23 protein-coding genes are annotated in these 25523 nt (G+C 59.3%); 10 read left to right on the top strand and 13 right to left on the bottom strand.

From position 1 onward, the window contains the following. Positions 1-6 precede the first annotated feature (6 nt). The 4 genes from IF654_RS02990 to rpe all read right to left on the bottom strand — a co-directional run bounded on the left by IF654_RS02990 (position 7) and on the right by rpe (position 3659). On the bottom strand, positions 7-600 hold the full coding sequence (locus IF654_RS02990) for an aminodeoxychorismate/anthranilate synthase component II (RefSeq protein WP_047279287.1): 594 nt from the start codon (positions 598-600) through the stop codon (positions 7-9). Between the two features lie 11 nt (positions 601-611). Beyond that, positions 612-2099, bottom strand: coding sequence for an anthranilate synthase component I (trpE, locus tag IF654_RS02985; protein ID WP_047277977.1), 1488 nt, complete (start codon positions 2097-2099; stop codon positions 612-614). A gap of 70 nt (positions 2100-2169) precedes the next feature. Beyond that, positions 2170-2988, bottom strand: a complete 819-nt coding sequence (locus IF654_RS02980; protein ID WP_047277979.1) for a phosphoglycolate phosphatase — start codon at positions 2986-2988, stop codon at positions 2170-2172. After that, positions 2985-3659, bottom strand: a complete 675-nt coding sequence (gene rpe, locus IF654_RS02975; RefSeq protein ID WP_047277981.1) for a ribulose-phosphate 3-epimerase — start codon at positions 3657-3659, stop codon at positions 2985-2987. The genes IF654_RS02980 and rpe overlap by 4 nt, the downstream gene beginning before the upstream one ends. A gap of 216 nt (positions 3660-3875) precedes the next feature. On the opposite strand from rpe, the gene IF654_RS02970 reads away from it, so the two are divergent. Beyond that, the gene (locus IF654_RS02970) at positions 3876-4334 is read left to right on the top strand and encodes an REP-associated tyrosine transposase (RefSeq protein ID WP_047277984.1); all 459 of its coding nucleotides are present in this window, start codon (positions 3876-3878) and stop codon (positions 4332-4334) included. Here IF654_RS02970 and IF654_RS02965 read toward each other — a convergent pair. The 6 genes from IF654_RS02965 to IF654_RS02940 all read right to left on the bottom strand — a co-directional run bounded on the left by IF654_RS02965 (position 4331) and on the right by IF654_RS02940 (position 11966). Beyond that, positions 4331-5161, bottom strand: a complete 831-nt coding sequence (locus IF654_RS02965) for an ABC transporter permease (RefSeq protein ID WP_047277986.1) — start codon at positions 5159-5161, stop codon at positions 4331-4333. The genes IF654_RS02970 and IF654_RS02965 overlap by 4 nt on opposite strands. Positions 5162-5171: 10 nt before the next feature. After that, entirely contained in the window at positions 5172-6419 is a 1248-nt protein-coding gene (locus IF654_RS02960; RefSeq protein WP_047277987.1) for an ABC transporter permease, read from the bottom strand. 68 nt (positions 6420-6487) lie between these two features. Next, positions 6488-7528: an ABC transporter substrate-binding protein gene (locus IF654_RS02955; RefSeq protein ID WP_194862768.1), complete on the bottom strand. Its 1041-nt coding sequence runs from the start codon at positions 7526-7528 to the stop codon at positions 6488-6490. Positions 7529-7563: 35 nt separating this feature from the next. Continuing rightward, positions 7564-8688 (bottom strand): ABC transporter ATP-binding protein, encoded by a 1125-nt coding sequence (locus IF654_RS02950; RefSeq protein ID WP_047277990.1) that lies wholly within the window; start codon positions 8686-8688, stop codon positions 7564-7566. Positions 8689-8938: 250 nt separating this feature from the next. After that, the gene (locus tag IF654_RS02945) at positions 8939-9568 is read right to left on the bottom strand and encodes a response regulator (RefSeq protein ID WP_047283179.1); all 630 of its coding nucleotides are present in this window, start codon (positions 9566-9568) and stop codon (positions 8939-8941) included. Positions 9569-9587: 19 nt separating this feature from the next. Then, complete coding sequence (locus IF654_RS02940) at positions 9588-11966, bottom strand: PAS domain-containing sensor histidine kinase (protein WP_047281406.1); 2379 nt, start codon at positions 11964-11966, stop codon at positions 9588-9590. A 74-nt stretch (positions 11967-12040) separates the two neighbouring features. Here IF654_RS02940 and IF654_RS02935 point away from each other — a divergent pair, with 74 nt between their 5' ends. After that, positions 12041-13039 (top strand): alpha/beta hydrolase family protein, encoded by a 999-nt coding sequence (locus tag IF654_RS02935; RefSeq protein ID WP_047283181.1) that lies wholly within the window; start codon positions 12041-12043, stop codon positions 13037-13039. Positions 13040-13042: 3 nt separating this feature from the next. Here IF654_RS02935 and IF654_RS02930 read toward each other — a convergent pair whose 3' ends face one another. From IF654_RS02930 to IF654_RS02920, 3 genes are read right to left on the bottom strand one after another with little or no spacing between them, the layout of a single operon-like run. Further along, positions 13043-13807 (bottom strand): TerB family tellurite resistance protein, encoded by a 765-nt coding sequence (locus tag IF654_RS02930; protein ID WP_047295842.1) that lies wholly within the window; start codon positions 13805-13807, stop codon positions 13043-13045. Position 13808: 1 nt separating this feature from the next. Beyond that, positions 13809-14480, bottom strand: coding sequence for an N-acetylmuramate alpha-1-phosphate uridylyltransferase MurU (gene murU, locus IF654_RS02925; RefSeq protein ID WP_070414526.1), 672 nt, complete (start codon positions 14478-14480; stop codon positions 13809-13811). After that, entirely contained in the window at positions 14477-15502 is a 1026-nt protein-coding gene (locus tag IF654_RS02920; RefSeq protein WP_194862769.1) for an aminoglycoside phosphotransferase family protein, read from the bottom strand. Before IF654_RS02920 ends, murU begins: the two co-directional genes overlap by 4 nt. A gap of 130 nt (positions 15503-15632) precedes the next feature. Between IF654_RS02920 and IF654_RS02915 the strand changes: the two genes are divergently transcribed. From IF654_RS02915 to IF654_RS02880, 8 genes are all read left to right on the top strand, one after another. Next, positions 15633-18383, top strand: a complete 2751-nt coding sequence (locus tag IF654_RS02915; RefSeq protein ID WP_095009899.1) for an LPS-assembly protein LptD — start codon at positions 15633-15635, stop codon at positions 18381-18383. Next, positions 18358-19698 (top strand): peptidylprolyl isomerase SurA, encoded by a 1341-nt coding sequence (gene surA, locus IF654_RS02910; protein WP_194862770.1) that lies wholly within the window; start codon positions 18358-18360, stop codon positions 19696-19698. The genes IF654_RS02915 and surA overlap by 26 nt, the downstream gene beginning before the upstream one ends. Further along, positions 19695-20684: a 4-hydroxythreonine-4-phosphate dehydrogenase PdxA gene (gene pdxA, locus IF654_RS02905; RefSeq protein ID WP_047278005.1), complete on the top strand. Its 990-nt coding sequence runs from the start codon at positions 19695-19697 to the stop codon at positions 20682-20684. The genes surA and pdxA overlap by 4 nt, the downstream gene beginning before the upstream one ends. Beyond that, positions 20681-21499, top strand: a complete 819-nt coding sequence (gene rsmA, locus IF654_RS02900; protein WP_194862771.1) for a 16S rRNA (adenine(1518)-N(6)/adenine(1519)-N(6))-dimethyltransferase RsmA — start codon at positions 20681-20683, stop codon at positions 21497-21499. Before pdxA ends, rsmA begins: the two co-directional genes overlap by 4 nt. A gap of 115 nt (positions 21500-21614) precedes the next feature. After that, on the top strand, positions 21615-21995 hold the full coding sequence (apaG, locus tag IF654_RS02895; protein WP_047281413.1) for a Co2+/Mg2+ efflux protein ApaG: 381 nt from the start codon (positions 21615-21617) through the stop codon (positions 21993-21995). Continuing rightward, entirely contained in the window at positions 21995-22879 is an 885-nt protein-coding gene (locus IF654_RS02890; RefSeq protein WP_047278012.1) for a symmetrical bis(5'-nucleosyl)-tetraphosphatase, read from the top strand. The genes apaG and IF654_RS02890 overlap by 1 nt, the downstream gene beginning before the upstream one ends. Positions 22880-22899: 20 nt before the next feature. Then, positions 22900-23229 (top strand): thiosulfate sulfurtransferase GlpE, encoded by a 330-nt coding sequence (gene glpE / locus IF654_RS02885; protein ID WP_047281414.1) that lies wholly within the window; start codon positions 22900-22902, stop codon positions 23227-23229. A 300-nt stretch (positions 23230-23529) separates the two neighbouring features. Beyond that, positions 23530-25452 (top strand): PrkA family serine protein kinase, encoded by a 1923-nt coding sequence (locus IF654_RS02880; protein WP_047278017.1) that lies wholly within the window; start codon positions 23530-23532, stop codon positions 25450-25452. Positions 25453-25523 lie beyond the last annotated feature (71 nt).

Raw genomic sequence — 25523 nt, 5'->3', positions numbered from 1 at the left:
AAGTCCTTAGCGCGTGCCGCCGGTTTGTTTAAGAAAGTTGGCGAACAGTTCATGACCTTGTTCGGTCAGGATCGATTCAGGGTGAAATTGCACCCCTTCGATGTTGAGGGTTTTGTGACGCACGCCCATGATCTCGTCGACCGAGCCATCGGCATGTTGCGTCCAGGCCGTCAGCTCAAGGCAGTCCGGCAGGGTCTCGCGCTTGACCACCAACGAGTGATAGCGGGTAACGGTCAACGGGTTGTTCAATCCCTCGAACACCCCCGTGTCGCGGTGATAAACCGGGCTGGTCTTGCCATGCATCACTTGGCGCGCGCGCACCACATCGCCGCCAAAGGCCTGGCCAATGGATTGATGCCCCAGGCACACGCCCAGAATCGGCAATTTGCCCGCGAAGTGTTTAATCGCTTCAAGTGAGATGCCCGCCTCATTGGGCGTGCACGGGCCGGGTGAGACCACAATGCGCTCGGGGTTGAGCGCTTCGATCTCGGCCACGGTCAGCTCATCGTTGCGCACCACCTTGACCTCTGCACCCAGCTCGCCGAGGTACTGCACAACGTTGTACGTAAAAGAGTCGTAATTATCGATCATCAGCAACATGGCTAAGCTCCTCAGGCGTCGGACGCGGGGGTTTGTTCGGCGAGCGCTACGGCACGAAACATCGCGCGGCGTTTATTCAGCGTCTCTTCCCACTCCAGGGCCGGTACCGAGTCGGCGACAATCCCGCCGCCCGCTTGCACATGCAATTCACCGTTCTTGATCACCGCTGTACGAATGGCGATGGCCGTGTCCATATTGCCGTTCCACGCAAAATAACCGACCGCGCCGCCATACACGCCGCGCTTGACCGGCTCCAGTTCGTCGATGATTTCCATCGCACGGATTTTCGGCGCACCCGACAACGTGCCTGCCGGCAAAATCGCACGCAAGGCGTCCATCGCCGTCAGACCGCTCTTCAACTGGCCGGTGACATTGGACACGATGTGCATCACGTTGGAGTAACGCTCGATCACCATTTTTTCGGTGAGTTTGACCGAACCAATTTCAGAGACCCGCCCCGTGTCATTGCGCCCCAGGTCGATCAGCATCAAGTGTTCAGCGATTTCCTTGTCATCACCGAGCAAGTCCTGCTCCAGCGCCAGATCCGCCTCTTCGGTCGCACCTCGCGGACGCGTCCCGGCAATCGGGCGCACAGTGATCAAATTATCTTCAACCCGCACCAGCACTTCAGGCGAGCTGCCCACCACGTGGAAGTCGCCAAAGTTGAAGAAGTACATATACGGCGTCGGGTTGAAGCAGCGCAGCGCGCGATACAGATCGATCGGCGCGGCCTTGAAATCAATGGACATGCGCTGCGACGGCACCACCTGCATGCAATCGCCCGCGAGAATGTAGTCCTTGATGGTATCGACGGCTTTCTCGTAGTCGCTCTGGGTAAAACTGGAACGGAATACCGGGTCGGCTGCCTGTTGGGCCGTGAAGTCCAGGCCGCGGCGCGGTGCAATCGGCTGACGCAATTGCTCAAGCAATGCTTCAAGTCGCGCCTGCCCCTCTTCGTACGCACCCGGCTGTGCCGGATCGACCAGCACAATCGCGTGCATCTTGCCTGCTAGGTTGTCGAACACCACCACGGCATCGGACACCATCAGCAGGATATCCGGCACACCCAGCGGATCCGGGTTCGGGCATTGGCCCAAACGTTTTTCCACGTACCGCACACAGTCATAACCGAAGTAGCCCACCAATCCGCCGTTGAAACGCGGCAACCCGGCAATGGTCGGCACGTTGTAGCGGGCTTTGAAGGCTTCGACAAACGCCAGCGGATCTTCGGCCTCGCAGGACTCGATCTCGACACCGTCGTGGGTCACACGCACCTGATGGTCGTGCACGCGCAATACGGTGCGGCACGGCAAACCGATGATCGAGTAACGCCCCCACTTCTCGCCGCCTTGCACCGACTCCAGCAAATAGGAGTTGGGCTGATCGGCCAGTTTCAGGTAGATCGACAGCGGCGTGTCAAAGTCGGCGAGGGTTTCGCGGGCAAGCGGGATACGGTTATAGCCGGCAGCGGCCAAACGCAGGAATTCTTCACGGATCATGAGGTGCCTCGTGGTCTGAGGGTCAAACAGTCAGGTATGCAAACGTGCCGGATCTCCGGCCAGATTCAAGTCAGGCGCGCCAACGCCAACGGGCCAGGGCCTTGATAACTTTCATCCAGAGTTTGCGAGTGACCACCACGATGGAATCTCTACGAGAGGGGTGAACAGAAGAGCCCAACGGTATCTCAGCCGCCGAATCTAAGCAACCGGCTATCAGCTCCTGCAAATTGCCAATCACCATGTCCGGCGACTCTTCTTCAATCGGGCGACCGTGGTTGTAACCGTAGTTCAGGGCCACGCAACGCACGCCAGCCGCCTTGGCGGCCAGCACGTCATTGCGCGAATCACCGATAAACATCGATTGCTGCGGGGTGACGCCAGCCATTTTCATCACAAACTGCAGCGCAGCGGGATCGGGCTTTTTCTGCGGCAAGGTGTCGCCGCCGATGATCCAGCGGAAAAACCGGCCCAGCTTCAATTCATCCAGCAGCGGCGCCACGAAACGCTCGGGCTTGTTGGTGATCAGCGCCATTTCGACGCCCTGCTTTTGCAGCCACTTGAGGCTTTCGCGTACGCCGGGGTAAACCTTGGTGTGCTCATGGCCGCCGTCGTAGGCCTCCATGAAAATCTCCAGGGCCCGCTCCGCCTCGGCATCATCGACGCCCGACGCATCAAGATTGCCTGCCAGCGCACGTCGCACCAGCATCGGCGCACCGTTGCCAATCCACATCTTGACGTTTTCGAGCCCGGCCGGCGGTCGGCCCAGCGCCTGCAGCATGGTTTCCACGGCAGCCGCCAGGTCCGGCACCGAATCAATCAGCGTGCCGTCCAGGTCGAACATCACCAGTTTTGGCAGCTGCCCTTGAAGGAGCTGCTCAAAACGGCTCATGGGCGAGCCAACGCAAGCTCGGCGCGCATTTGCTGGATGACGTGCTCGTAATTCGGCGTGTTGAAAATGGCCGAGCCCGCGACAAATGTGTCGGCGCCAGCTTCAGCGATTTCACGGATGTTGCCGACGTTGACGCCGCCATCGATTTCGAGACGGATGTCGCGACCCGACGCATCGATCAGTGCACGGGCTTCACGCAGTTTGTCGAGGGTGCCGGGAATGAACTTCTGACCGCCGAAACCGGGGTTCACGCTCATCAGCAAGACCATGTCGACCTTGTCCATCACGTACTTGAGCACGTCCAGCGGAGTGGCCGGGTTAAACACCAGACCGGCCTTGCAGCCGCCTTCGCGGATCAATTGCAGGGAACGGTCGATGTGCTGCGTGGCTTCGGGGTGGAACGTAATGTAGGTTGCGCCCGCCTCGATGAAGTCGCCGATGATGCGATCCACAGGGCTGACCATCAAATGCGCATCGATAGGCGCCGTGATCCCGTACTTGCGCAAAGCCGCGCACACCATCGGGCCGATGGTCAGGTTGGGCACGTAATGATTGTCCATGACATCGAAGTGAACGATGTCAGCACCCGCTGCGAGAACGTTGTCCACCTCTTCGCCAAGACGGGCGAAATCGGCGGAAAGAATCGATGGGGCAATAGCGAAGGGCTGCATGACGCACCTTTTAGTGAGCTAAACACGGTGGCGCGCATTGTATACCGCCGACCGCGACCCGCACACCGCCTCACGACCGCGACGCGACCGATCGCGCTCCAAGGCTGCAATCCGCGCCCAAGCCCCCCGCTGCAATATCTTGCGAACAAAGGCCAACGGCATGCGCTGACAACCGGTCTAGCGTTAAAAAACGATCACCACAAGGAAGGCAATGGAATGCCGAGACCCTATAGCAGCGCGCTACGTTTGAAGGACCGCTCCCCCGAGCCCGGCCGTATTTACCTGATCACCACCGTTACTGACCACCGCCGCCCGATCTTCAGTGACTTCACGCTGGGACGTCTGGTGGTCAACCAACTCAAACACGCGCACGACGAAGGCATCGTCCAGTCCATCGCGTGGGTTGTGATGCCTGACCATTGCCATTGGCTGGTTGAGTTACGCCACAAAACCATGGGTGAGGTGATGTGCAGGGTTAAATCGCGCAGCAGCAGGAGCATCAACGAGACGACCCGTTCCAGTGAACGTGTCTGGCAAAAAGGCTATTACGACCGCGCCCTGCGCAAGGAGGATGACCTCAAGGCCACCGCCCGCTACCTGATCAACACCCCGATTCGCGCGCAATTGACCTCACGAATCGGGGATTACCCCTTATGGGACGCCTGCTGGGTCTAGGCCTGAACCTGCGCGGTACGCATCTTCTCGCTGCGCCCGCGCAACCATTCGAGGGTCAGCAGCAGCACCACTGAGAACGCAATCAATAACGTGGCCGCCGCCGCAATGGTCGGGCTCAGGTTTTCGCGAATGCCGCTGAACATCTGCCGTGGCAAGGTCGCCTGCTCGGGCCCGGCCAGAAACAACGTCACCACCACTTCATCAAACGACGTGGCGAAGGCAAACAGCGCACCTGAAATCACCCCCGGCGCAATCAGCGGCAAAGTCACCCGGCGGAACGCGGTCAAGGGCGACGCCCCCAGGCTAGCCGCCGCGCGCACGAGGTTGTGATTGAACCCCTGCAAAGTCGCGGACACGGTGATGATCACAAACGGCACCCCCAAGACCGCATGCACCACGATCAACGAGAAGAAGCTGTTGCCCAGCCCCAGCGGGGCAAAAAACAAGTAACTGGCCACACCGATGATCACCACGGGCACCACCATGGGCGAAATCACCAGCGCCATGACCAGCGCTTTGCCCGGAAAATCGCCGCGGGTCAGGCCAATCGCCGCCAACGTGCCGAACACCATGGCCAATACGGTGGCCGCCGGGGCCACGATTACGCTGTTTTTCAGCGCGCGCATCCACTCGGCAGAGGCGAAGAAGTCCTGATACCAATGCAAGGAAAACCCTTGCAGCGGGTACACCAGAAAGCTGCCCGAGTTGAAGGACAACGGAATGATCACCAGCACAGGCAAGATCAGGAACAACAGGATCAGCCCGCAAAGAATGCGCAAGCTGTAGAACCAGATCCGCTCAATGGGGGACATGTAAGGGCTCAGCATGGCGATCTCCTTAACTCAAACGCAGGCGGGTAGCACCCACCAGCCAGTTGTAAATCAGGTACAGCACGACGGTTGCCAGCAGCAGCAAACCGCCCAGCGCCGTGGCCATGCCCCAGTTGATACTAGTGTTGGTATAGAACGCCACGAAGTAACTGACCATTTGATCGTTCGGGCTGCCGAGCAACGCCGGGGTGATGTAGTAGCCAATCGCAATGATGAATACCAACAAGCAACCGGCGCCCACACCCGCGTAGGTCTGTGGGAAGTACACACGCCAGAAGCTGGTAAATGGATGGCACCCCAGTGAGATGGCGGCACGCATATAGGTCGGAGAAATACCCTTCATCACGCTGTAAATCGGCAGGATCATGAACGGCAGCAAGATGTGCACCATGGCGATGTACACGCCGGTGCGGTTGAACACCAGCTCCAGCGGTTTGTCGATCAGCCCCATGCTCATCAGCGCGCTGTTGATCAACCCGCCCGATTGCAGCAACACGATCCAGGCCGCGACCCGCACCAGCACGGACGTCCAGAACGGCAGCAACACCAGAATCATCAACAGGTTGCTCTGGCGTGCAGGCAAATTGGCCAGCAGGTACGCCAAGGGATACGCCAGCACCAGACAGATGCAGGTGATGACCAGCCCCATCCAGAAGGTACGGGCGAAGATATCCAGATAAATCGCCTGGTCCGGTGTGGCCGGGGCCACTTCACCCAGGTCATCAATACGGTGATCGACGGCCGCCAACAGGTAAAACGGGGTCACGCTTGAGCTGTTGCGCTTGATCGCCTGCCAATACGCCGGATCTCCCCAACGCTCGTCGAGGGCTTCCAGTGCATCTTTATAAGAGTCAGGCGCCACCTTGAACGGCAGCGCTTTGGCGGTTTTCATCAGCAGGCTGCGATAGCCGGCCAATTCCATGTTCAGACGCTTCGACAAATCGCCCAGCACCTGATTCTTGCGTGCTTCGGCCAAGTCTTCGCTAAGTGCCAGATACACCGGTTCGGCCGGTAAGCCTTTGCCATCCCACCCGTGCACGGCCACCACAGTGCGTGGCAGGCCTTCGACCACTTCCGGGTTGCCGACACTTTTATAAAGCAGCGCCGCTATCGGCACCAGAAACACCAACAGCAAGAAAATCACCAGCGGCGCAATCAACGCCTGCGCTTTCCAGCGATTCACGCGCTCGGCATGCGCCAGACGCTTCTTCAAACTGGGGCTGGCGACTTCGTTCAGGGGGATGGCGATGGCCATGGCGAACTCCGCAAATCTTTAAACGGGGGCGGCGCGACCAGGTCGGGCGCGCCGCGTGTCAGCGCTGCTTACTTGGCAGCCCAGGCGTTGAAGCGTTGTTCCAGTTGCTCGCCGTTATCAGCCCAGAAGCTGACGTCGATCTGTACTTGATCCTTGAGGTTCTCAGCAGCAGTCGGCATGTCGGCTTTCACGGCCAGGGGCAGCAATGACATTGCCGCTTTGTTGGCCGGGCCATAGGCGATGTTTTGCGAGTAGACGCTTTGCTGCTCAGGTTGCAGCGTGAACTGCATGAACTTCTTCGCTGCGTCGGCCTTGTCTTTGCTCAAACCTTTAGGAATGGCCCAGGCGTCAAAGTCATAAATCCCGCCGTTCCAGACAATTTTCAGGTTGCTTTCTTTCTGCACGGCAGCAATTCGACCGTTGTAAGCAGAACTCATGACCACATCACCCGAGGCCAAATACTGCGGCGGCTGTGCACCGGCTTCCCACCATTGAATGCTGGGTTTCAACTCGTCGAGTTTCTTGAACGCGCGGTTCTGACCGTCCTTGCTCGCCAGCACCTTGTACACGTCCTTGGGCGCGACGCCGTCTGCCATCAAGGCAAATTCCAGCGTGTATTTGGCGCCCTTGCGCAACCCGCGCTTGCCGGGGAAGGTTTTGGTGTCCCAGAAGTCCGCCCAACTGGTCGGCGCCGTTTTCAGCTTGTCGGCGTTGTAGGCCATCACGGTCGACCATACGAAGAAGCCAGCCCCGCACGCCTGGATTGCACCGGAGACGTACTGATCGGGATTGCCAAACAGCGCCGGGTCCAGTTGCTCAAACATGTCTTCGTCACAGCCACGGGACAATTCAGGGGACTCCACTTCGACCAAGTCCCACGAAATGCTTTTGGTGTCGACCATGGCCTTGATCTTGGCCATTTCGCCGTTGTATTCCCCGGCGATGATTTTGCCGTCGCCCTTGGCTTCCCAAGGCGCGTAGAAGGCTTTGACCTGAGCGGCCTTGTTCGCCCCGCCAAACGAGATCACGGTCAGATCGGTGGCGGCCAACGCATTGGCGGCGCACATCAGGCCCAAGCTCAGGGCCGTGAATTTCAGAGTGTTATGCATTTTTATTCTCCACAGGGTTGGTGAAGCCGGGGCGATTAATTCGCCTCTAAGAGAGGGTCCAGCGCACGTACGTGTTCAACCTGCCAACCGAGTGGCACCACGTCACCGACGGCCAGCGTCGGGTCCAGTTCGGCAATCGGCTGTTTCACAAAAAAATCGTTCTTGCCGCAGACTTCCAGCCGCACCCGCACGTGGTCGCCCAGATAGATGAACTCTTCAACGCGCCCCGAGAACCGGTTCACGCACGCCTCGCTGGCGCCGTTAAGGCTGATACGTTCGGGGCGGATCGACAGGGTCACGGGTTCGCCGGGGCGACCGACATTCACCGCCAGTGCCTGAACCTTCTCGCCACGCCCCAGCTCAACCACGCAGCGCTCGCCATCCTGGCTGTGCAGGCGGCCATTGAGGCGATTGTTCTCGCCGATGAAGTTGGCGACAAAGGTGTTTTTCGGCTCTTCGTACAAGCAACGCGGCGGGGCAATCTGCTGAATTTCCCCTTGATGGAACACCGCCACCCGGTCCGACATGGTCAGGGCTTCGCCCTGATCGTGGGTCACGTAGACCACCGTCACGCCAAGGCGCTGGTGCAGGTGCTTGATCTCCATCTGCATGTGTTCGCGCAGTTGTTTGTCCAGGGCCCCCAACGGTTCGTCCATCAGCACCAGTTGCGGCTCGAACACCAGCGCCCGTGCCAGGGCCACCCGCTGTTGCTGGCCGCCGGACAACTGCGCCGGGTAACGCTGGGCGAAGGCATCGAGCTGCACCATGCTCAGCACGCGTTTGACCCGCTCGCTGATGTCGGTGCGATTGAGGCCGCGCACCGACAACGGAAAACCCAGGTTTTCAGCCACGGTCATGTGCGGGAACAACGCGTAGTTCTGAAACACCATGCCGATGTCGCGCTTGTGCGGCGGCACGTTGTTGATAGCGCGGCCCGCGAGCTGGATCTCGCCCGCGGTCGGGGTTTCAAACCCCGCCAGCATCATCAGGCTGGTGGTTTTGCCCGACCCGGAAGGCCCGAGCAAGGTCAGGAACTCGCCTTTGCGAATGTCCAGGTTGAGGTCTTTCACAATCAGGTTTTCGCCATCGTAGCTTTTCTGCACACCACGAAAGCTGACCAAAATGTCATTCGACCCAGCGCTTGCACCGACCTCACTCATAGCCACACCTTTTTGTTTTGGACTGCTGTAGTCCAAGACTAAAGAAGGCGTCAGTCCCCAGAAATCGGGGCGCAGGAGAGATTCACATCAGCAGGCTGGAAGATTGTGGGTAGGGCACGCCCTACAGAGATGTCGCGAATAGAACACTGGGTAACGCAAGACACAGCGCGCGGCTGAAGCACCGCTCAAAAAGCGTCGCAAACAGGCATGCCCTGTCGCCGCGGCTCTAATGCTCGCGGCGCGTCAGCCGTTACACCAGCTTATGTTCCATGGCGTATTTCACCAGCTCGGCCAACGAGGTGACGTGAAGTTTTTGCATCAGCCGCGCTTTATGGGTGCTGATGGTTTTGCTGCTCAGGGCCAGTTGCTGGGCGATGTCATTCACGTTCACCCCCTGCGCCAGCCGTTCAAACACCGAGAATTCGCGCTCTGACAGCTGCGCATGCAGCGGACGCGCGTCAGTCAGGCCTACCTCAAAGACCATGCGGTCCGCCAGCTCGGGGTCGATGTAGCGCCCGCCTGCCGCCACTTTACGAATGGCCATGAGCAAGAGTGCCGGGTCGCTGTCCTTAGTCGCGTATCCGGCCGCGCCGAACTTCAACGCCCGCGCCGCCATCTGCGCCTCGTCGTGCATCGACAGCACCAGGATCGCCGGCGGATTATTCAAGGCGCGGATGCGCGGGATCGCTTCCAGCCCGTTAACGCCGGGCATGGAGATGTCCAGCAGCACCACCTCGCACGGCACATGGCGCAGGGTTTCCAGCAATTGCTCGCCGTTGCTCGCCTCCCCCACCACCCGCAGGTCTTTGGCCAGGCCGATCAATTGCTTGATCCCCTCCCGCACAATGGTGTGGTCTTCAGCTACCAGTACACGGATCACAGACAACGCCTCCTCAAAGTCACAACGGCACCCGCACACTCAGGGTCGTGCCTTCGCCCGGCACACTGTGCACCGACAGCGTCCCGCCCATCATCAATACCCGCTCACGCATGCCCACCAGCCCGAAGGATGTCGGCCTGCCGGTAGCGGGAATAAACCCCTGGCCATCATCGCTGATGCTCAGGCACAGCGCATGCGCTTCAACACTCAGGGTTAACTCTACGGTTTGCGCCTGAGCATGACGCATCACGTTGGTCAGCGCCTCCTGCAAAATTCGGAACAGCCCGACTTCCTTGGCCGCACTCAGCGGTGGCAAATGCTCAGGAACCTGCACCAGACACGGAATGTGCGTACGCGCTTCAAAGCGCTGTGCCTGCCATTCGATGGCCGAACTGATGCCCGCATCCAAAATGGGCGGCCGCAGTGCTGTGGCCACATCGCGCACCAACTGGAACAACTGCGCGATGAGTTTTTTCATGCTGTTCAAGCGCTCACGCAGACCGGGGTCCAGATCCGCGTAGGCCAACTCGCACATGGACGTTTCAAGTTTGAGCACGGTCAACATCTGCCCCAGCTCATCGTGCACTTCTCGGGCAATGCGCGCCTTTTCTTCTTCGCGCACGCTTTCAAGGTGCGCGGACAGTTCGCGCAGCTGGCCGCGAGAGCTGTCCAGCTCCAGTTCGATTCGCTTGCTTTCGCTGATGTCCCACACGATGCCGTCCCAGACCACGGTGCCATCTTGCAGGCGGCGGGTGATGGCCTTGATCTCGGCCCAGCGCTGCTCGCCTTCACGCGTGACAATCCGGCCCTGCCAAGACCAATCGCTGTCGCTGTCGAGCGCCTGGTCCTGCACGCGGTGGTAATCCGCTTTGTCGTCCGGGTGCACAAGGCTGCGCAGACCGACTTCACGTTTACGCAACGTCGCGGGCGAGAACCCGGCCAGGCTTTCACTGCCTTCGCTGATGTAGGGGAAGTCCAACTCGCCCGTGAGCAACGAACGTTCCAGACGAAACACCAGCCCGGGGACGTTGGCCGCAATGCCTTGCAGGCGTGCATCACTTTCTTGCAGCGCGGCCTGCACGCGGCGGCGCTCGGTGATGTCATTGAGGTACACCACCAGGTATTCCGCCGCCTGAAAGCGCAAAAAACTGAGCGTGACGTCGGCCGGAAAGGTGCTGCCATCCGCCCGCACGCACTGCGTTTCAAACCGTTGCGCGCCCTCTTCACCGGCCCGCGCACGCTTCCACAACCCCAGCCAGCGGTCCATGCTCAGCCCCGGTTCGAATTCACTCAAGGGCCGCTCCAGCACTGCACCCGGCGCGCACCCGAGCATGTGCTCGGCGGCCAGGTTGGCGTAGCGCACGTGGCTGTCCCAATTGACCCACAAGATGCCAACCGGGCTGCGATCAATTGAAAACTGGGTCAGGCGCAAGGCTTCGGCACTGGCGGCGCGCAGGGCAATGTCTTCGCGCGCGCTAAGCAGGGCACGCTCCAGCGAGGTTTGCTGACGCCGCTGCCAGAACACAATCGCCATGCTCGCCAACAGCAAGGCACCGATCAACAGGCTGACATTCTGCCAAAAACCGGGGGACGGCCCGGCGTGGGGATACTTGGGCTGCAACCAGCGCGCGTGCAATTGCTCCATGTCCCGCGCAGGGATGGCGTGCAAACCGCGCTCGACGATGCTGGCCAACTCCGGCCAGTCACGCCGGGTCGCCACGCGCAGCAACAGCGGCAAACCAATATCACCCACCACGGTCAACCCGGAGAACTCCGGTTCGATGGACAAGCGACTGAGCTGCGCTTCATCAATCACGGCGTAAGTGGCTTGCTGGCTCAGCAACAATTGCAGGGCCTGACGCTCCAACGGCACGCCCTGCACATTCAGGCCCGGATAGCTGGTGCGCAAGAACTCTGCCGTGCTGCCAGGCATGCGCACAGCCACGCGGGTCTGGCTGTCGAGCCGCTCCAGATCGACGGAGCCACTGCCGTCGCGCACGCCCACAATCAACTGCGGGACGCGCATGTAAGGGTCGGAAAATTGCCACAACCTCAACCCCGCGGGGGTTTGCAAAAGGCCCGGCACCAGGTCGATTTCCCCGGCCTGGGCGGCTTTTTCCAGTTGCGTCAGGTCCGGGTAATTGCGCCATCGCAACTCTACGTTAAGTGCCTGCGCCAGCCATTTCATCAGCTCCACATTGGCCCCGGACAACTGCTGCAAACGCTGGTCGAAGCGCGCGTAAGGGGCTTGCAACACTAGCCCCACGCGCAATTCCCGATGCTGCGACAGCCACTGCTGTTGCCCGGCACTCAATTGCGCCGCCGGCACAGGCGCTGCATGGCTCATCAAGGGCAGCCAGAACCAGCCGATAACTAACAGATAGCAAAAACGTGTCATCTGAACGCTCACACCCTGACAAATACGGATCAACCCTTTAGGCTGCCGGGATTACTTCTGGCCTGGAAAAAACGATGTCTTCTTACCGTCTGGCACTGCCAGCCCTGTGCCTGTCGTTGTTATTGCCCCTGGCATTACCTGTTCAGGCGGACGACCCGGCGCCCGCCGCAGAACCCGCCCAACCCCAGCCCGTGGTGCGCGAGCCGCTGCCCGAGCGCAGCCAGGAAGACGCAGCCGCGCTGGAGCGGCAACTCCCGCCCCACGAGCAGCAACAGCTACAGGCCGGGGACGTCAGCTTTCTCGCCCTCTGGAAGCCCGCCAATAACAGCGACCCCAGCGGGGCGGTGATTATCGTCCCCGGCGCAGGCGAAACCGCCGACTGGCCCATCGTTGTCGGCCCGCTGCGCAGCAAGCTGCCCGACGCCCGCTGGGCAAGCCTGAGCCTCAGTTTGCCGGACATGCAAAGCGAAGCCAGTCAGGCACGCACCGTCGAACCAGAGAAATTGCCTACACCTCAAGCGCCAGACAGTAGCAGTAAAGACGCCAGCACCACAGCCAAACCTATTGAACAAGCCGCCAGTGTCGGCACCGAAAACCCGGCACCGGACCTGACGCCGGTGGCGTCGCAGGAAGACATGAACAAGGCGGATGCCGAGCGAATTTTCGCCCGTATCGAGGCGGGCATTGCCTTCGCGCAGCAACAGAATGTGCGCAGCATTGTGCTGCTGGGGCACGGCACAGGCGCGTACTGGGCAGCACGCTATATCGCCGAGAAACAACCGGCGCAAGTGGGCAAACTGATCATGGTCGCCGCGCAGACACCGGTTCAGGCACAGGCAGACCTAAGCCAGATGACACCCAACCTGAAGGTGGCGTTGCTGGACGTGTTCTACAAAGACAACGCGCTACCGCGCAAGGCCGCCCTGGAACGGCTGCAAGCCAGCAAGCGGGTCAATGGCGGGAATTTCACTCAGGTCGGGTTGTCCGCGATGCCGGGCAATCGCGATGCCAGTCAAGAACAGTTGTATCGCCGTATTCGCGGCTGGCTCAGCCCGCAGCCTGTGGATAAGTAACGGTCAAAAACCGCGACGCTGCCGGATTAACGCGTAAGCGTGATGCAGCTCGCGGGTTTTCTCCGTGGCGTCGAGCACCTGAGCCGGACCGGCGCCTGAACCGGCCACCTTGTCGGGATGATGACGACTGAGCAAACGTCGGTAAGCCCGTTTGATGTAGGCCGGGTCGCTCTGATGGGTGACACCGAGTAGCGTGAGTGACTCCTGATAGGTGCCACCACGCGTGGCCAGCGGCTTTTTGTGCGGCTCATAATCGGCCCCCAGCGCCTGAATCTGTTGCGGGGTCCAGCCCAGCCATTTGCCCCACAACCCTATCAAGGCTCGCTCTTGAGCATCTACACGCCCGTCCGCCACGATCATCCGCCAGCAAGCGCGCAACACGCCTTCGGCCGCATGGGGTTGGGCCTTGAGCCGCCGCAAATAACCGCGTAACGAGTCGTTGCCAGACTTGCCCCGATTAAACGCAGCAATCGCCCGCTGCTGCGCGGGCGCGCTCATGTCGAGCAGGCGCATCTCTTGGCGTGCCTGCTCGATGTGCTTATCCACCACGCGCCCGCCGCTTTTGGCCAGACGGCCGAGCAACACGAACAACAGCTCGTCATTGCGCAGCGCAGCGCGACCGCCCAGGCGTTCGCGCAGATGGGCCCAGCTTTGCAGGTTCAGGCGCCGGTCCAGCGCCTGCCCCAACAACGCACCCAACATGGCCCCCGGAATGCTGGCAATCAAAAACCCGCCTCCGGCGCCGATCAGCGTCCCTGGCCACAGCATCTTACTGAGCGCCCTTGATCAGGCCTTCGGCCTCAGCCAAACGCTCGTGTGTGCCTACATCCACCCAATGCCCTTGCAAATGCTCTCCTGTGACATGGCCTGCGGCCATGGCTGTACGTAATAACGGCGCCAGTTTGAACGCGCCGGGCTCACACCCGCGGAACAGCGCCGGGCTCAACACGGCAATGCCGCTGTAAGTCAGCGCGGGGCCATCAGGTTGCGCATCCTGAACCTGCGATCCCATCAGGCAAAAATCACCCGTGGGGTGATGAGGCGGGTTATCGACCAGCACCAGATGCGCCAGACCGGCGCAAGGTTTGCGCAAGGCAGCAAAATCGTAGTCGGTCCAGATATCACCGTTCACCACCACGAACGGGTTATCGCCCAACAAGGGCAATGCTTTAAAAATCCCCCCGCCGGTTTCCAGTGGCTCGCCCTCGGCGGAGTACTGAATGCTCACCCCGAAGCGCGACCCGTCGCCCAGGTAATCTTCAATTTGCTGACCGAGCCAGGCGTGATTGATCACGATCTCGGTAAACCCTGCGGCCGCGAGCGCCCGCAGGTGGTACTCGATCAAAGGCACGCCGCCCGCACGGATCAAGGGCTTGGGCGTATGCAGGGTTAAAGGCCGCAGGCGCTCACCTTTGCCGGCGGCCAGAATCATCGCCTTCATGCCTGAGCCTCGACCGGTTCACGCAGACTGACAAATAGCTCACCCAACTCTGACAGTTCCGGGCGGCGGGCCAACACGGCTTCTATATAAGAGAAGAAACGCGGCACGTCGGCCAGATAACGTGGTTTGCCGTCGCGATGGCAAATCCGGGCAAAAATGCCGATCACTTTCAAATGCCGCTGCACACCCATCAGGTCACTGGCGCGCAGGAAGTCCTGCAGCACGGGCTGCACCGGGATCGCCAGATGACGCGCGTTTTCCCAGTACTGGGCCAGCCATTGCAGCACCCGCTCTTCGGGCCAACTGAGGAAGGCATCCTTGAACAGGCACGTGATGTCATAGGTCACCGGCCCGTACACCGCATCCTGGAAATCCAGCACGCCGGGGTTGGGGATGCTCAGCATCAGGTTGCGCGGCATAAAGTCGCGGTGCACAAGCACTTTGGGCTGCGCCAGCGCGCTGTCGATCAGCACATCGCTGACCCGTTGCCACTGCGCCTGCTGTTGCGCGTCCAGTTCGATCCCCAGGTGACGGCGGACATACCACTCAGGGAACAATTCCAGTTCGCGGCGCAGCAACGCCACGTCATAACTGGGCAACGGGGCGGTCATGGGCAATTGCTGAAAAGCCAGCAAGGCTTCGATGGCATCGTCGAACAGTTCATCGGCGTTATCGTCATTAATAACGTCAAGAAAGGTTTTATTGCCCAGGTCATTGAGCAAAAGAAACCCGCGATCGAGGTCCTGAGCAAAAATTTCCGGCACATTTATCTCGCTGATACGCAGCAATTGAGCGATATCGACGAAAGGTTTGCAGTTTTCCTGAGGCGGCGGCGCGTCCATCACGATAAAACTACGACCCTCACCCTCCCAGCGAAAATACCGCCGAAAACTTGCGTCACTGCTGGCCGCAGCCAACGTGGCCGGGGGCACGGCGCCCCATCCGTTGTTTAAATACAGGGCTGACAATTGCTCATCGAGCCAAACTTTAAGGTGTTGCAAGCGTACATCTTGGTCAGGCATTACGTGGGTCTCCGACGGCCCTAGCCGTCAAGCGGGTCATGCTTTATTATCCAGCATCTTTTCCAGACCATCGAGAGGCGTGCGGCCCCCACCGCGGGCTGATGGCACGCAGGAAGCCCGGACTAATAAGATGGCATTGAAATCCCCCGCGTTTCGTAAAAAATTTCCGTTGCTGGTAACCGGCAGTTTGCTGGCCATGCAACCTCTAGCCACGCCTTTCGCTGTTGCCGAGGAGCAGTATGACTGTTCCGTGTCGGCTTCGGGCGGCTGGGACTGCGCACCGAAAGCGACCACGGCTCAATTGCCGCCGCGCCCGGTTCACAACGCCAACTCGGTGGGCGCCAATGGCGAACCCGTCGAGGAGGTCGCCCAGACCCCTTTGGTGACAGAAGCCAAGGGCCGTGGTCTCAAAGCGCGCAGTGCCGACTACAGTCACCTCGACTGGGTTCCGCGAGACAAGCTGACCCCCGCACAACTGGCCGAGACCGGCCCGTATTGCGCAGGCGCGTATGTCGAGCCGATCCGTCCGGGCATGAACGACCCGACCAGCAAAAGCGATGCGCCGACCTTTATCGGCGCCAAGGCTTCCCGCTACCAGCAGGAAGAACAGATCGCAACGCTGGCCGGTGACGTTGTCATGCGTCAGGGCAGCATGCAGATCGAGGCCGACGAAGCCAGCCTGTATCAGGCTGAAAACCGCGGCGAGCTCAATGGCAAAGTCCGCCTGCGCGACAACGGTGCACTGATCGTCGGCGATCACGCCGATGTGCAGCTCGACACCGGCGCGGCCAAGGTCGACAACGCTGAATACATCCTGCACAAGTCGCGCATTCGCGGCAGTGCGCTGTACGCCAAGCGCGGCGAAAACGCGATCATCCGCCTCAAGGATGGTACATACACCACGTGCGAACCGAACAGCAACGCCTGGCAACTCAAGGGCAACAACATCACGTTGAACCCGGCCACCGGTTTCGGTACGGCGACCAACGTGACGCTGCGGGTCAAAGACATTCCGGTCTTCTACACCCCGTACATCTACTTCCCGATCGACGATCGCCGTCAGTCCGGTTTCCTGCCGCCGTCGTTCAGCAGCAGCACCGACACCGGCTTTATGCTCGTGACCCCGTACTACTTCAACCTGGCGCCCAACTACGACGCCACGTTGTACCCGCGCTACATGACCAAACGCGGCTTGTTGATGGAAGGCGAATTCCGCTACCTCACCGAGTCCAGCGAAGGCCAGTTCGGTGCTGCTTACCTGAACGACAAGGACGACAAGCGCAAAGACCAGACTGACTACAAAGACACCCGCTACATGCTCAACTGGCAGCACAAGGGTGGCCTGGACTCCCGCGTCCTGACCGAGGTCGACTACACCAAGATCAGCGATCCGTACTATTTCCAGGATCTTGAAACCGAACAGATCGGTGTTGAAAGTCAAGACTATGTGAACCAGCAGGGTTCGGTGACGTACCGTGGCGACACGTTCAACGCCAAGCTGAATGCGCAGGCCTATCAACTGGCCACCGTGACGCAAATCACCCCTTACAACAAGCTGCCGCAAATCACCTTTAACGGTGCGCTGCCGTATCACCCGGGAGGTGTGGACTTTAGCTACAACACCGAATTGGTACGGTTTGATCGCGACCTTGAAAATGGTTACTTCACTAACGAAGACGGTACAAAATCGAAAAGGCTTGACAGCTACGTAACCGGTTTGGCGCGCGCGAACGGCACACGCTTGAACGTTGCGCCAAGCATTAGCCTGCCAATGACCGCAAGCTACGGCTATGTGACGCCAAAGCTCAAGTACATGTACACCCAGTACGACCTCGATTTGGACTCGGTTGGCAAAAGTACACTGTCGGCAGGAGAGCGGTTCAAGAGCTCCCAAAACCGCAGCGTGCCAATTGCCAGTATCGACAGCGGCCTTTACTTCGATCGCAACACTCAATGGTTCGGCACCAACTACCGCCAGACCCTCGAGCCGCGTGCCTTCTATCTGTACGTACCAGAACGCGACCAGACTGATATCCCGGTCTTCGACACAGGCGAAAGCACCTTCAGCTACGGCTCCCTGTGGCGGGACAACCGCTTCTCGGGCAGCGACCGTGTGGGCGACGAAAACAAACTGTCGCTGGGCCTGACCAGCCGCTGGATTGAAGAAAACGGCTTTGAGCGCCAGCGCATCAGCGTGGGCCAGGCCTATTACTTCAAAGATCGCAAAGTGCAAATGCCGGACATCCCGGAGAACCGCGACGATTCCACCTCCAGCGTTTCGCCGTATGCACTTGAGTACGCCTACCGTTTCAACCGTGACTGGCGCGCAACCGCTGACTACAACTGGGACCCGGAAACCCGCAGCCCACGTTCTGGCAGCGCGATGATGCATTACCAGCCGGAGGACAATCCGAACAAAGTCGTCAACATCGGTTACCGCTATCGCAATGACCAGGTGCGCTACAACCAGTACACCGGTAAGTGGGAAATCGGCGGCGGTGACTTCGGTAAAAAAGGTGATCCGAACTACATCAAGGACTACTACAAGATCCAGCAGCATGATTTCTCGGTTATCTGGCCGATCGTGCCGCAGTGGAACGTCATCAGCCGCTGGCAGTACGACTACAACCGTAACCGCACGCTGGAAGCCTTCGGTGGTTTCGAATACGACAACTGCTGCTGGAAACTTCGTCTGATCAACCGTTACTGGGTCGACAACGATGAGTACACCCAAGAAGCCCCGACCAACGAAAAGGGCGACCATGGTCTCTTCCTTCAAATTGTGCTGAAAGGTCTCGGTGGCGTTGTTGGCACCAAAGTAGAGAGCTTCCTCGACAAAGGCATCCAAGGTTATCGTGAACGTGAAGATCAAGCTTTCTGAGTGTTTGCGCCCGCTAGTGCTGGGCGCGTTGTTCCTGGGTACCGCGGCTCACGCCGCGGTTGAACCTCTCGACAAAATCGTTGCCATCGTTGACAACGACGTGATCATGCAGAGCCAACTGGACCAGCGTGTTCATGAAGTTCAGCAAACCATCGCCAAACGCGGTCAGGGCGTACCGCCTACCAGCGTGTTGGATCAGCAAGTGCTGGAGCGCCTGATCGTCGAGAACCTGCAATTGCAGCTCGGCGAGCGCATGGGCATTCGTATCACCGATGAAGAGCTGAACGATGCCGTGGCCACCATTGCCCAGCGCAATGGCATGACCATCGATCAGTTCCGCAGGGCCCTGGCACACGACGGTCTGTCTTATGAAGACGCCCGCGAGCAGATTCGCCGCGAAATGACGATCAGCCGTGTGCGCCAGCGTCGTGTGGCCGAGCGCATTCAGGTCACCGATCAGGAAGTGCAAAACTTCCTGAAATCGGACCTGGGCAAGATGCAGATGTCCGAAGAGTTCCAGTTGGCCAATATCCTGATTCCAACGCCTGAAAGCGCGAATTCGGAAGCCATCCAGAACGCCTACAAGCAAGCGGTTGATGTCTACAACCAACTGAAGAAAGGCGCCGACTTCGGCCAGATGGCGATTGCCCGTTCGGGCAGCGACACTGCTCTGGAAGGTGGCGATATGGGCTGGCGTAAAGCAGCTCAACTGCCACCTCCGTTTGACAGCCTGCTCAGCAAAATGCCGGTTGGCGAAATCACCGAGCCTATTCCTACACCGGGCGGCTTCATCATCCTTAAGCTCAATGCCAAGCGCGGCGGCCAGTCAGTGGTAGTGGACGAAGTACATGTTCGTCACATCCTGATCAAGCCAAGCGAAATCCGCACTGAAGCGCAGACCGAAGCCCTGATCAACAAAATCCACGACCGCATCGAAGCGGGCGAAGATTTTGCCACCCTGGCAAAAACCTACTCCGAAGACCCGGGCTCGGCACTTAACGGCGGCGATTTGAATTGGGTCAACCCCAACTCACTAGTTCCCGAGTTCCGTGCTGCCATGTCCGACACGCCTCAAGGCGTATTGTCCAAACCGTTCAAGACTCAATACGGCTGGCATGTGCTGGAAGTACTCGGTCGCCGCGCCACGGACAGCACCTCTCAAGCGCGTGAGCAACAGGCCATGAACGCCTTGCGCAACCGTAAGTACGACGAAGAGCTGCAAAGCTGGTTGCGTCAGATCCGTGACGAAGCCTACGTAGAGATCAAGCTGCCCAGCGCGAACTCGGACGAGAGCGCAAGCCAGGCGGCTCAGTGAACACCCAGCGGTTTGCACTGACACCCGGCGAACCGGCAGGCATAGGCCCAGACCTGTGCCTGCTGCTCGCTTCGCAACACCAGCCCCATCCCCTGATTGCCATCACCAGCTGCGACCTGCTCTCTGAGCGGGCCGCCCAGCTGGGGGTGGACGTCAACCTGCTGCCCGTCGTGCCGGGGCAATGGCCCGAACAACCGGCGCCCGCAGGCAGCTTGTATGTGTGGGATACCCCGCTGAGCGCTGCGGTGACGCCCGGCGTACTGGACAAGGCCAATGCCGCCTTTGTGCTGCACACGCTGACCCGCGCCGCCCAAGGCTGTGTGGACGGCGACTTCGCGGGCATGATTACCGCCCCTGTACACAAGGGCGTTATCAATGAAGCCGGCATCCCGTTTTCCGGTCATACCGAATTCCTCGCCGACCTGACCCGCACCGAACAGGTTGTGATGATGCTCGCCACCCGCGGCCTTCGCGTGGCGCTTGTCACCACACACTTGCCGCTGCGTCAGGTCGCGGATGCAATCACCCCCGAACGCCTGATGCGGGTGACGCGCATTCTGCACGCCGACCTGCAACAAAAATTCGGCATTGCCCAACCGCGAATCCTGGTGTGCGGGCTCAACCCCCATGCGGGCGAAGGTGGACATTTGGGCCATGAAGAAATCGACATTATCGAACCCACCCTGGAGCTTCTGCGCAGCGAGGGCATGGACCTGCGTGGCCCGCTGCCTGCCGACACTCTGTTTACCCCCAAATATCTGGAGCACTGTGACGCAGTGCTGGCGATGTACCACGACCAAGGCCTGCCCGTGCTGAAGTACAAAGGGTTTGGCGCCGCCGTCAACATCACCCTGGGCTTGCCGATCATCCGCACCTCTGTTGACCATGGCACTGCCCTGGATCTGGCAGGCAGCGGCAAGATCGACACCGGCAGCCTGCAAGTCGCCCTGGAAACCGCCTACCAGATGGCCGAGACCCGTTTATGAACGAGCAATACCAACACAAGGCGCGTAAGCGCTTTGGTCAAAACTTCCTGCACGATGCTGGTGTTATCGACCGCATCCTGCGCGCCATCAATGCCAAGGCAGGCGATCGCCTGCTGGAGATCGGCCCGGGCCAGGGCGCATTGACTGAAGGCATCCTCCACAGTGGCGGCCAGCTTGACGTGGTCGAACTGGACAAAGACCTGATCCCGATCCTGAACCAACAGTTCGCAGGCATGAGCAACTTCAACCTGCATCAGGGCGACGCCCTCAAGTTCGACTTCAACACACTGGGCGCGGCACCCCGCACCCTGCGTGTGGTCGGCAACCTGCCGTACAACATCTCCACGCCGCTGATTTTTCACCTGTTGAAAAACGCCGAATTGATCCGCGACATGCACTTCATGCTGCAAAAAGAAGTGGTTGAGCGTATGGCCGCAGGTCCGGGCGGTGGCGACTGGGGCCGTCTGTCGATCATGGTTCAGTACCATTGCCGCGTGGAACACCTGTTCAACGTCGGGCCGGGCGCCTTCAACCCGCCGCCCAAAGTCGACTCGGCCATTGTGCGTCTGGTGCCACACGAGACCCTGCCGCACCCGGCCAAGGACCATCGTTTGCTGGAGCGCGTCGTGCGCGAGGCCTTTAACCAGCGTCGCAAAACGTTGCGCAACACCCTCAAAGCCTTGCTGAGCAACGCTGAAATCGAAGCCGCGGGCGTCGATGGCAGCAAGCGTCCCGAACAACTCGACCTGGCAGCCTTTGTGCGCCTGGCCGACAAACTAAGCGAGCAAGCCGTCGCACCGCCCGCTGCCGACTGACCGTCCTTACAAATCGGGTACTGGCCGCATCTGGCCTAGTACCCGTGACTTGGCCTAGACTCAGGCATCAGTTTTATCCCGAGCTGTGTCTCTGCTTTCAAGTAAGGCCTACCGCATGTCCGAACCCCGCTATCAGGTTGACGTCAGCGTCGTCACCCGTTACTTGCCAGAACAATCTCAACCCGAGCACGACCGCTTCGCCTTCGCCTACACCATCACGGTGAAGAACAACGGCTCAATCCCCGCAAAACTGCTGTCACGTCACTGGATCATCACCGATGGCGACGGGCACACCGAAGAAGTACGCGGTGCCGGTGTGGTCGGGCAACAACCGTTGATCAAGCCGGGCCAGGCGCACACCTACAGCAGCGGCTCCGTGATCACCACACAGGTCGGCACCATGCAGGGCAGCTACCTGATGCACGCCCAAGACGATCATGAATTCAAGGCCATCATTGCGCCCTTTCGCCTCGCCGTCCCCGGAGCACTGCACTGATGGCGGTCTATGCCGTGGGTGACCTACAAGGCTGCCTCCAACCTCTCAAATGCTTGCTGGAGCGGGTCGCCTTTGATCCGACCAAAGACACCCTGTGGCTGGTAGGCGACCTCGTAAACCGGGGCCCTGAGTCGCTGGAGACGCTGCGTTTTCTGTATGGCCTGCGTGAATCACTGGTCTGCGTGCTGGGCAACCACGACCTGCACCTGCTTGCGGTGGGCAACAACATTGAGCGCCTGAAAAAGGGTGACACGCTTCGCGAGATCCTTGAGGCACCGGATTGCGACCAACTGCTGGACTGGCTGCGCCAGCAACCACTGCTGCATTACGACCTCGAGCGAAATACCGCCCTGGTCCACGCAGGCATTCCCCCGCAATGGAGCCTGAAAAAAGCCCTCAAATATGCTGGCGAAGTGGAGCACGCGTTGCGCGATGACAGCCTCTTGGGCCCATTCCTTGATGGCATGTACGGCAACGAGCCTGCCAAATGGGACAGCGACCTCACGGGCATTGCACGCCTGCGTGTCATTACCAACTACTTCACCCGCATGCGGTTTTGCACCCGCGACGGCAAACTCGACCTTAAAAGCAAAGAAGGCGTGGGCAGCGCTCCACCCGGTTATGCACCGTGGTTCAGTTATAAAGAACGCAAAACCCAAGACCTCAAGATTATCTTCGGTCACTGGGCCGCACTTGAGGGCAACTGCAAAGAGCCCGGCATCTACGCCCTCGACACCGGCTGCGTTTGGGGCGGCGCCATGACCCTGCTCAACGTCGACAGCGGCCAGCGTTTGAGCTGCGACTGCGATGATCTGCACCTTAAAGCCCCCGCCAGCGTCCAACCCCCTTCCCAACCTTTGGGCGTAACGACTCCACGCCCGTAGTCAGGCCACAGGAATTTCCCATGACCGATTTCAAACGTATCCCTCCCGAACAGGCCCAAGCACTGCGCGAACACGGCGCCGTGGTGGTCGACATTCGCGACCCGCAAGCCTATGCCGCCGGGCATATCAAAGACGCGACACACTTGGACAACCACTCGCTGCACGACTTCATCGCCAAGGCTGATCTGGATGCGCCGCTGATCGTCGCTTGCTACCACGGCAATTCAAGTCAGAGCGCGGCGGCTTACCTGGTAGGTCAAGGATTCAGCGAGGTGTATAGCCTCGACGGTGGTTTCGAGTTGTGGCGGACGACTTATCCGGGCGAAATCGCCCAAAGCCCGGAGGAATAATTTTTTAAAACACGCCAAGCCCACGTATTCAGTGGGCTGGCGCCCTGCCTGACCAACGGTCGCACACAACAATTCGCGCATCTCGCCTTGACCTCTCCCAGAACCAACTATCCTTTAGCTCAGGCCATCCGAATCTGGGGAGAGCCGGTACACCGGCGTGAGGATCATCAGTAGTAACTTCAAAGGGTTAGCCCCTTTGATGGTGTCCTGGGGGGTACACAGCAACAGCAACGTTGCCGCATGCCAGCACTCGAACTGACCGATCAATCGCCGGTTCCACGTATCGAGCGAGGTGACGTCATGAGTATTTTTAGCCACTTCCAACAGCGCTTTGAATCCACGCGCCAGGAAGAACTTACGCTCCAGGAATACCTTGAGCTGTGCAAAAACGATAAAAGCGCTTACGCCTCGGCCGCCGAACGGCTGTTGATGGCCATTGGTGAACCGCAACTGCTGGACACCTCGACAGACTCTCGCCTCTCGCGAATCTTCTCCAACAAAGTGATTCGCCGGTATCCCGCCTTTGCCGACTTCCACGGAATGGAAGAGTGCATTGAACAGATCGTTTCCTACTTCCGCCATGCAGCCCAAGGGCTGGAAGAGAAAAAGCAAATCCTTTACCTCCTCGGCCCGGTGGGTGGCGGTAAGTCGTCCCTGGCTGAAAAACTCAAGCAATTGATCGAGAAGGTCCCGTTCTACGCCATTAAAGGCTCGCCGGTATTCGAATCACCACTGGGCCTGTTCAACGCCACGGAAGATGGCGCGATTCTTGAGGAAGACTTCGGGATCTCCAAGCGCTACCTGAGCACTATCATGTCGCCCTGGGCCACCAAGCGGCTGGCTGAATTTGGCGGCGACATCAGCCAGTTCAGGGTGGTCAAACTCTACCCGTCAATCCTTAACCAGATTGCAGTGGCGAAAACCGAACCCGGTGATGAAAACAACCAGGACATTTCGGCATTGGTGGGCAAGGTCGATATCCGCAAGCTCGAAGAATTCCCGCAAAACGACGCCGACGCCTACAGCTATTCCGGCGCTTTGTGCCGCGCCAACCAGGGTCTGATGGAGTTCGTTGAGATGTTCAAGGCACCGATCAAGGTGCTGCATCCATTGCTCACGGCCACTCAGGAAGGTAACTACAACAGTACCGAAGGACTGGGGGCGATTCCGTTTACCGGGGTTTTGCTTGCGCACTCCAACGAATCGGAATGGCACACCTTCCGTAACAACAAAAACAACGAAGCGTTCATCGACCGAATTTACATCGTCAAAGTGCCGTACTGCCTGCGGGTCAGTGACGAAGTCAAAATCTACGACAAGCTGCTGTATAACAGCTCGCTGGCCAAGGCCCATTGCGCACCTGACACCCTGAAGATGCTGGCGCAGTTCACAGTACTGTCACGCCTCAAAGAACCGGAAAACTCCAACATCTACTCCAAAATGCGGGTCTACGACGGCGAAAACCTCAAGGACACCGATCCAAAGGCCAAATCCATTCAGGAGTACCGCGACAGCGCCGGTGTGGACGAAGGCATGAACGGTCTCTCGACCCGCTTTGCTTTCAAGATTTTGTCCAAAGTCTTTAACTTCGACCCGCACGAAATCGCCGCCAACCCGGTGCACTTGCTCTACGTGCTTGAGCAACAAATTGAACAAGAGCAGTTCCAGCCCGAAACCCGCGAGCGTTATCTGCGCTTTTTGAAAGAGTACCTGGCGCCCCGGTATATCGAGTTCATCGGCAAGGAAATCCAGACCGCTTACCTGGAGTCCTATAGCGAATACGGGCAAAACATTTTCGACCGCTACGTGCTTTACGCAGACTTCTGGATTCAAGACCAGGAATACCGCGACCCCGAAACCGGAGAAATCCTCAACCGCATTGCCCTTAATGAGGAACTGGAAAAAATCGAAAAACCTGCGGGCATCAGCAATCCGAAAGATTTCCGCAACGAAATCGTCAATTTCGTTCTGCGTGCCCGCGCCAACAACAATGGCAAGAACCCGACGTGGCTCAGCTACGAAAAACTGCGGGTGGTCATCGAGAAGAAAATGTTCTCCAACACCGAAGACCTGTTGCCGGTCATCAGCTTCAACGCCAAGGCGAGCAAAGAGGATCAACAGAAGCACAACGACTTTGTGACCCGAATGGTTGAACGCGGCTACACCGACAAACAAGTACGACTGCTCTCTGAGTGGTACCTGCGGGTCAGAAAATCGCAGTGAGGCAGCGGCAAGCGCCCGGCTACACGCTGCTCGCGCCTGACGAACACTCCCTGACCCGGGAGCTCGCAGTG

Origin of the sequence: Pseudomonas lundensis (assembly GCF_015377145.2) — a bacterium.
Classification (GTDB): Bacteria; Pseudomonadota; Gammaproteobacteria; order Pseudomonadales; family Pseudomonadaceae; genus Aquipseudomonas; species Aquipseudomonas lundensis.
This window is presented reverse-complemented; position numbering and strand designations above follow the sequence as displayed.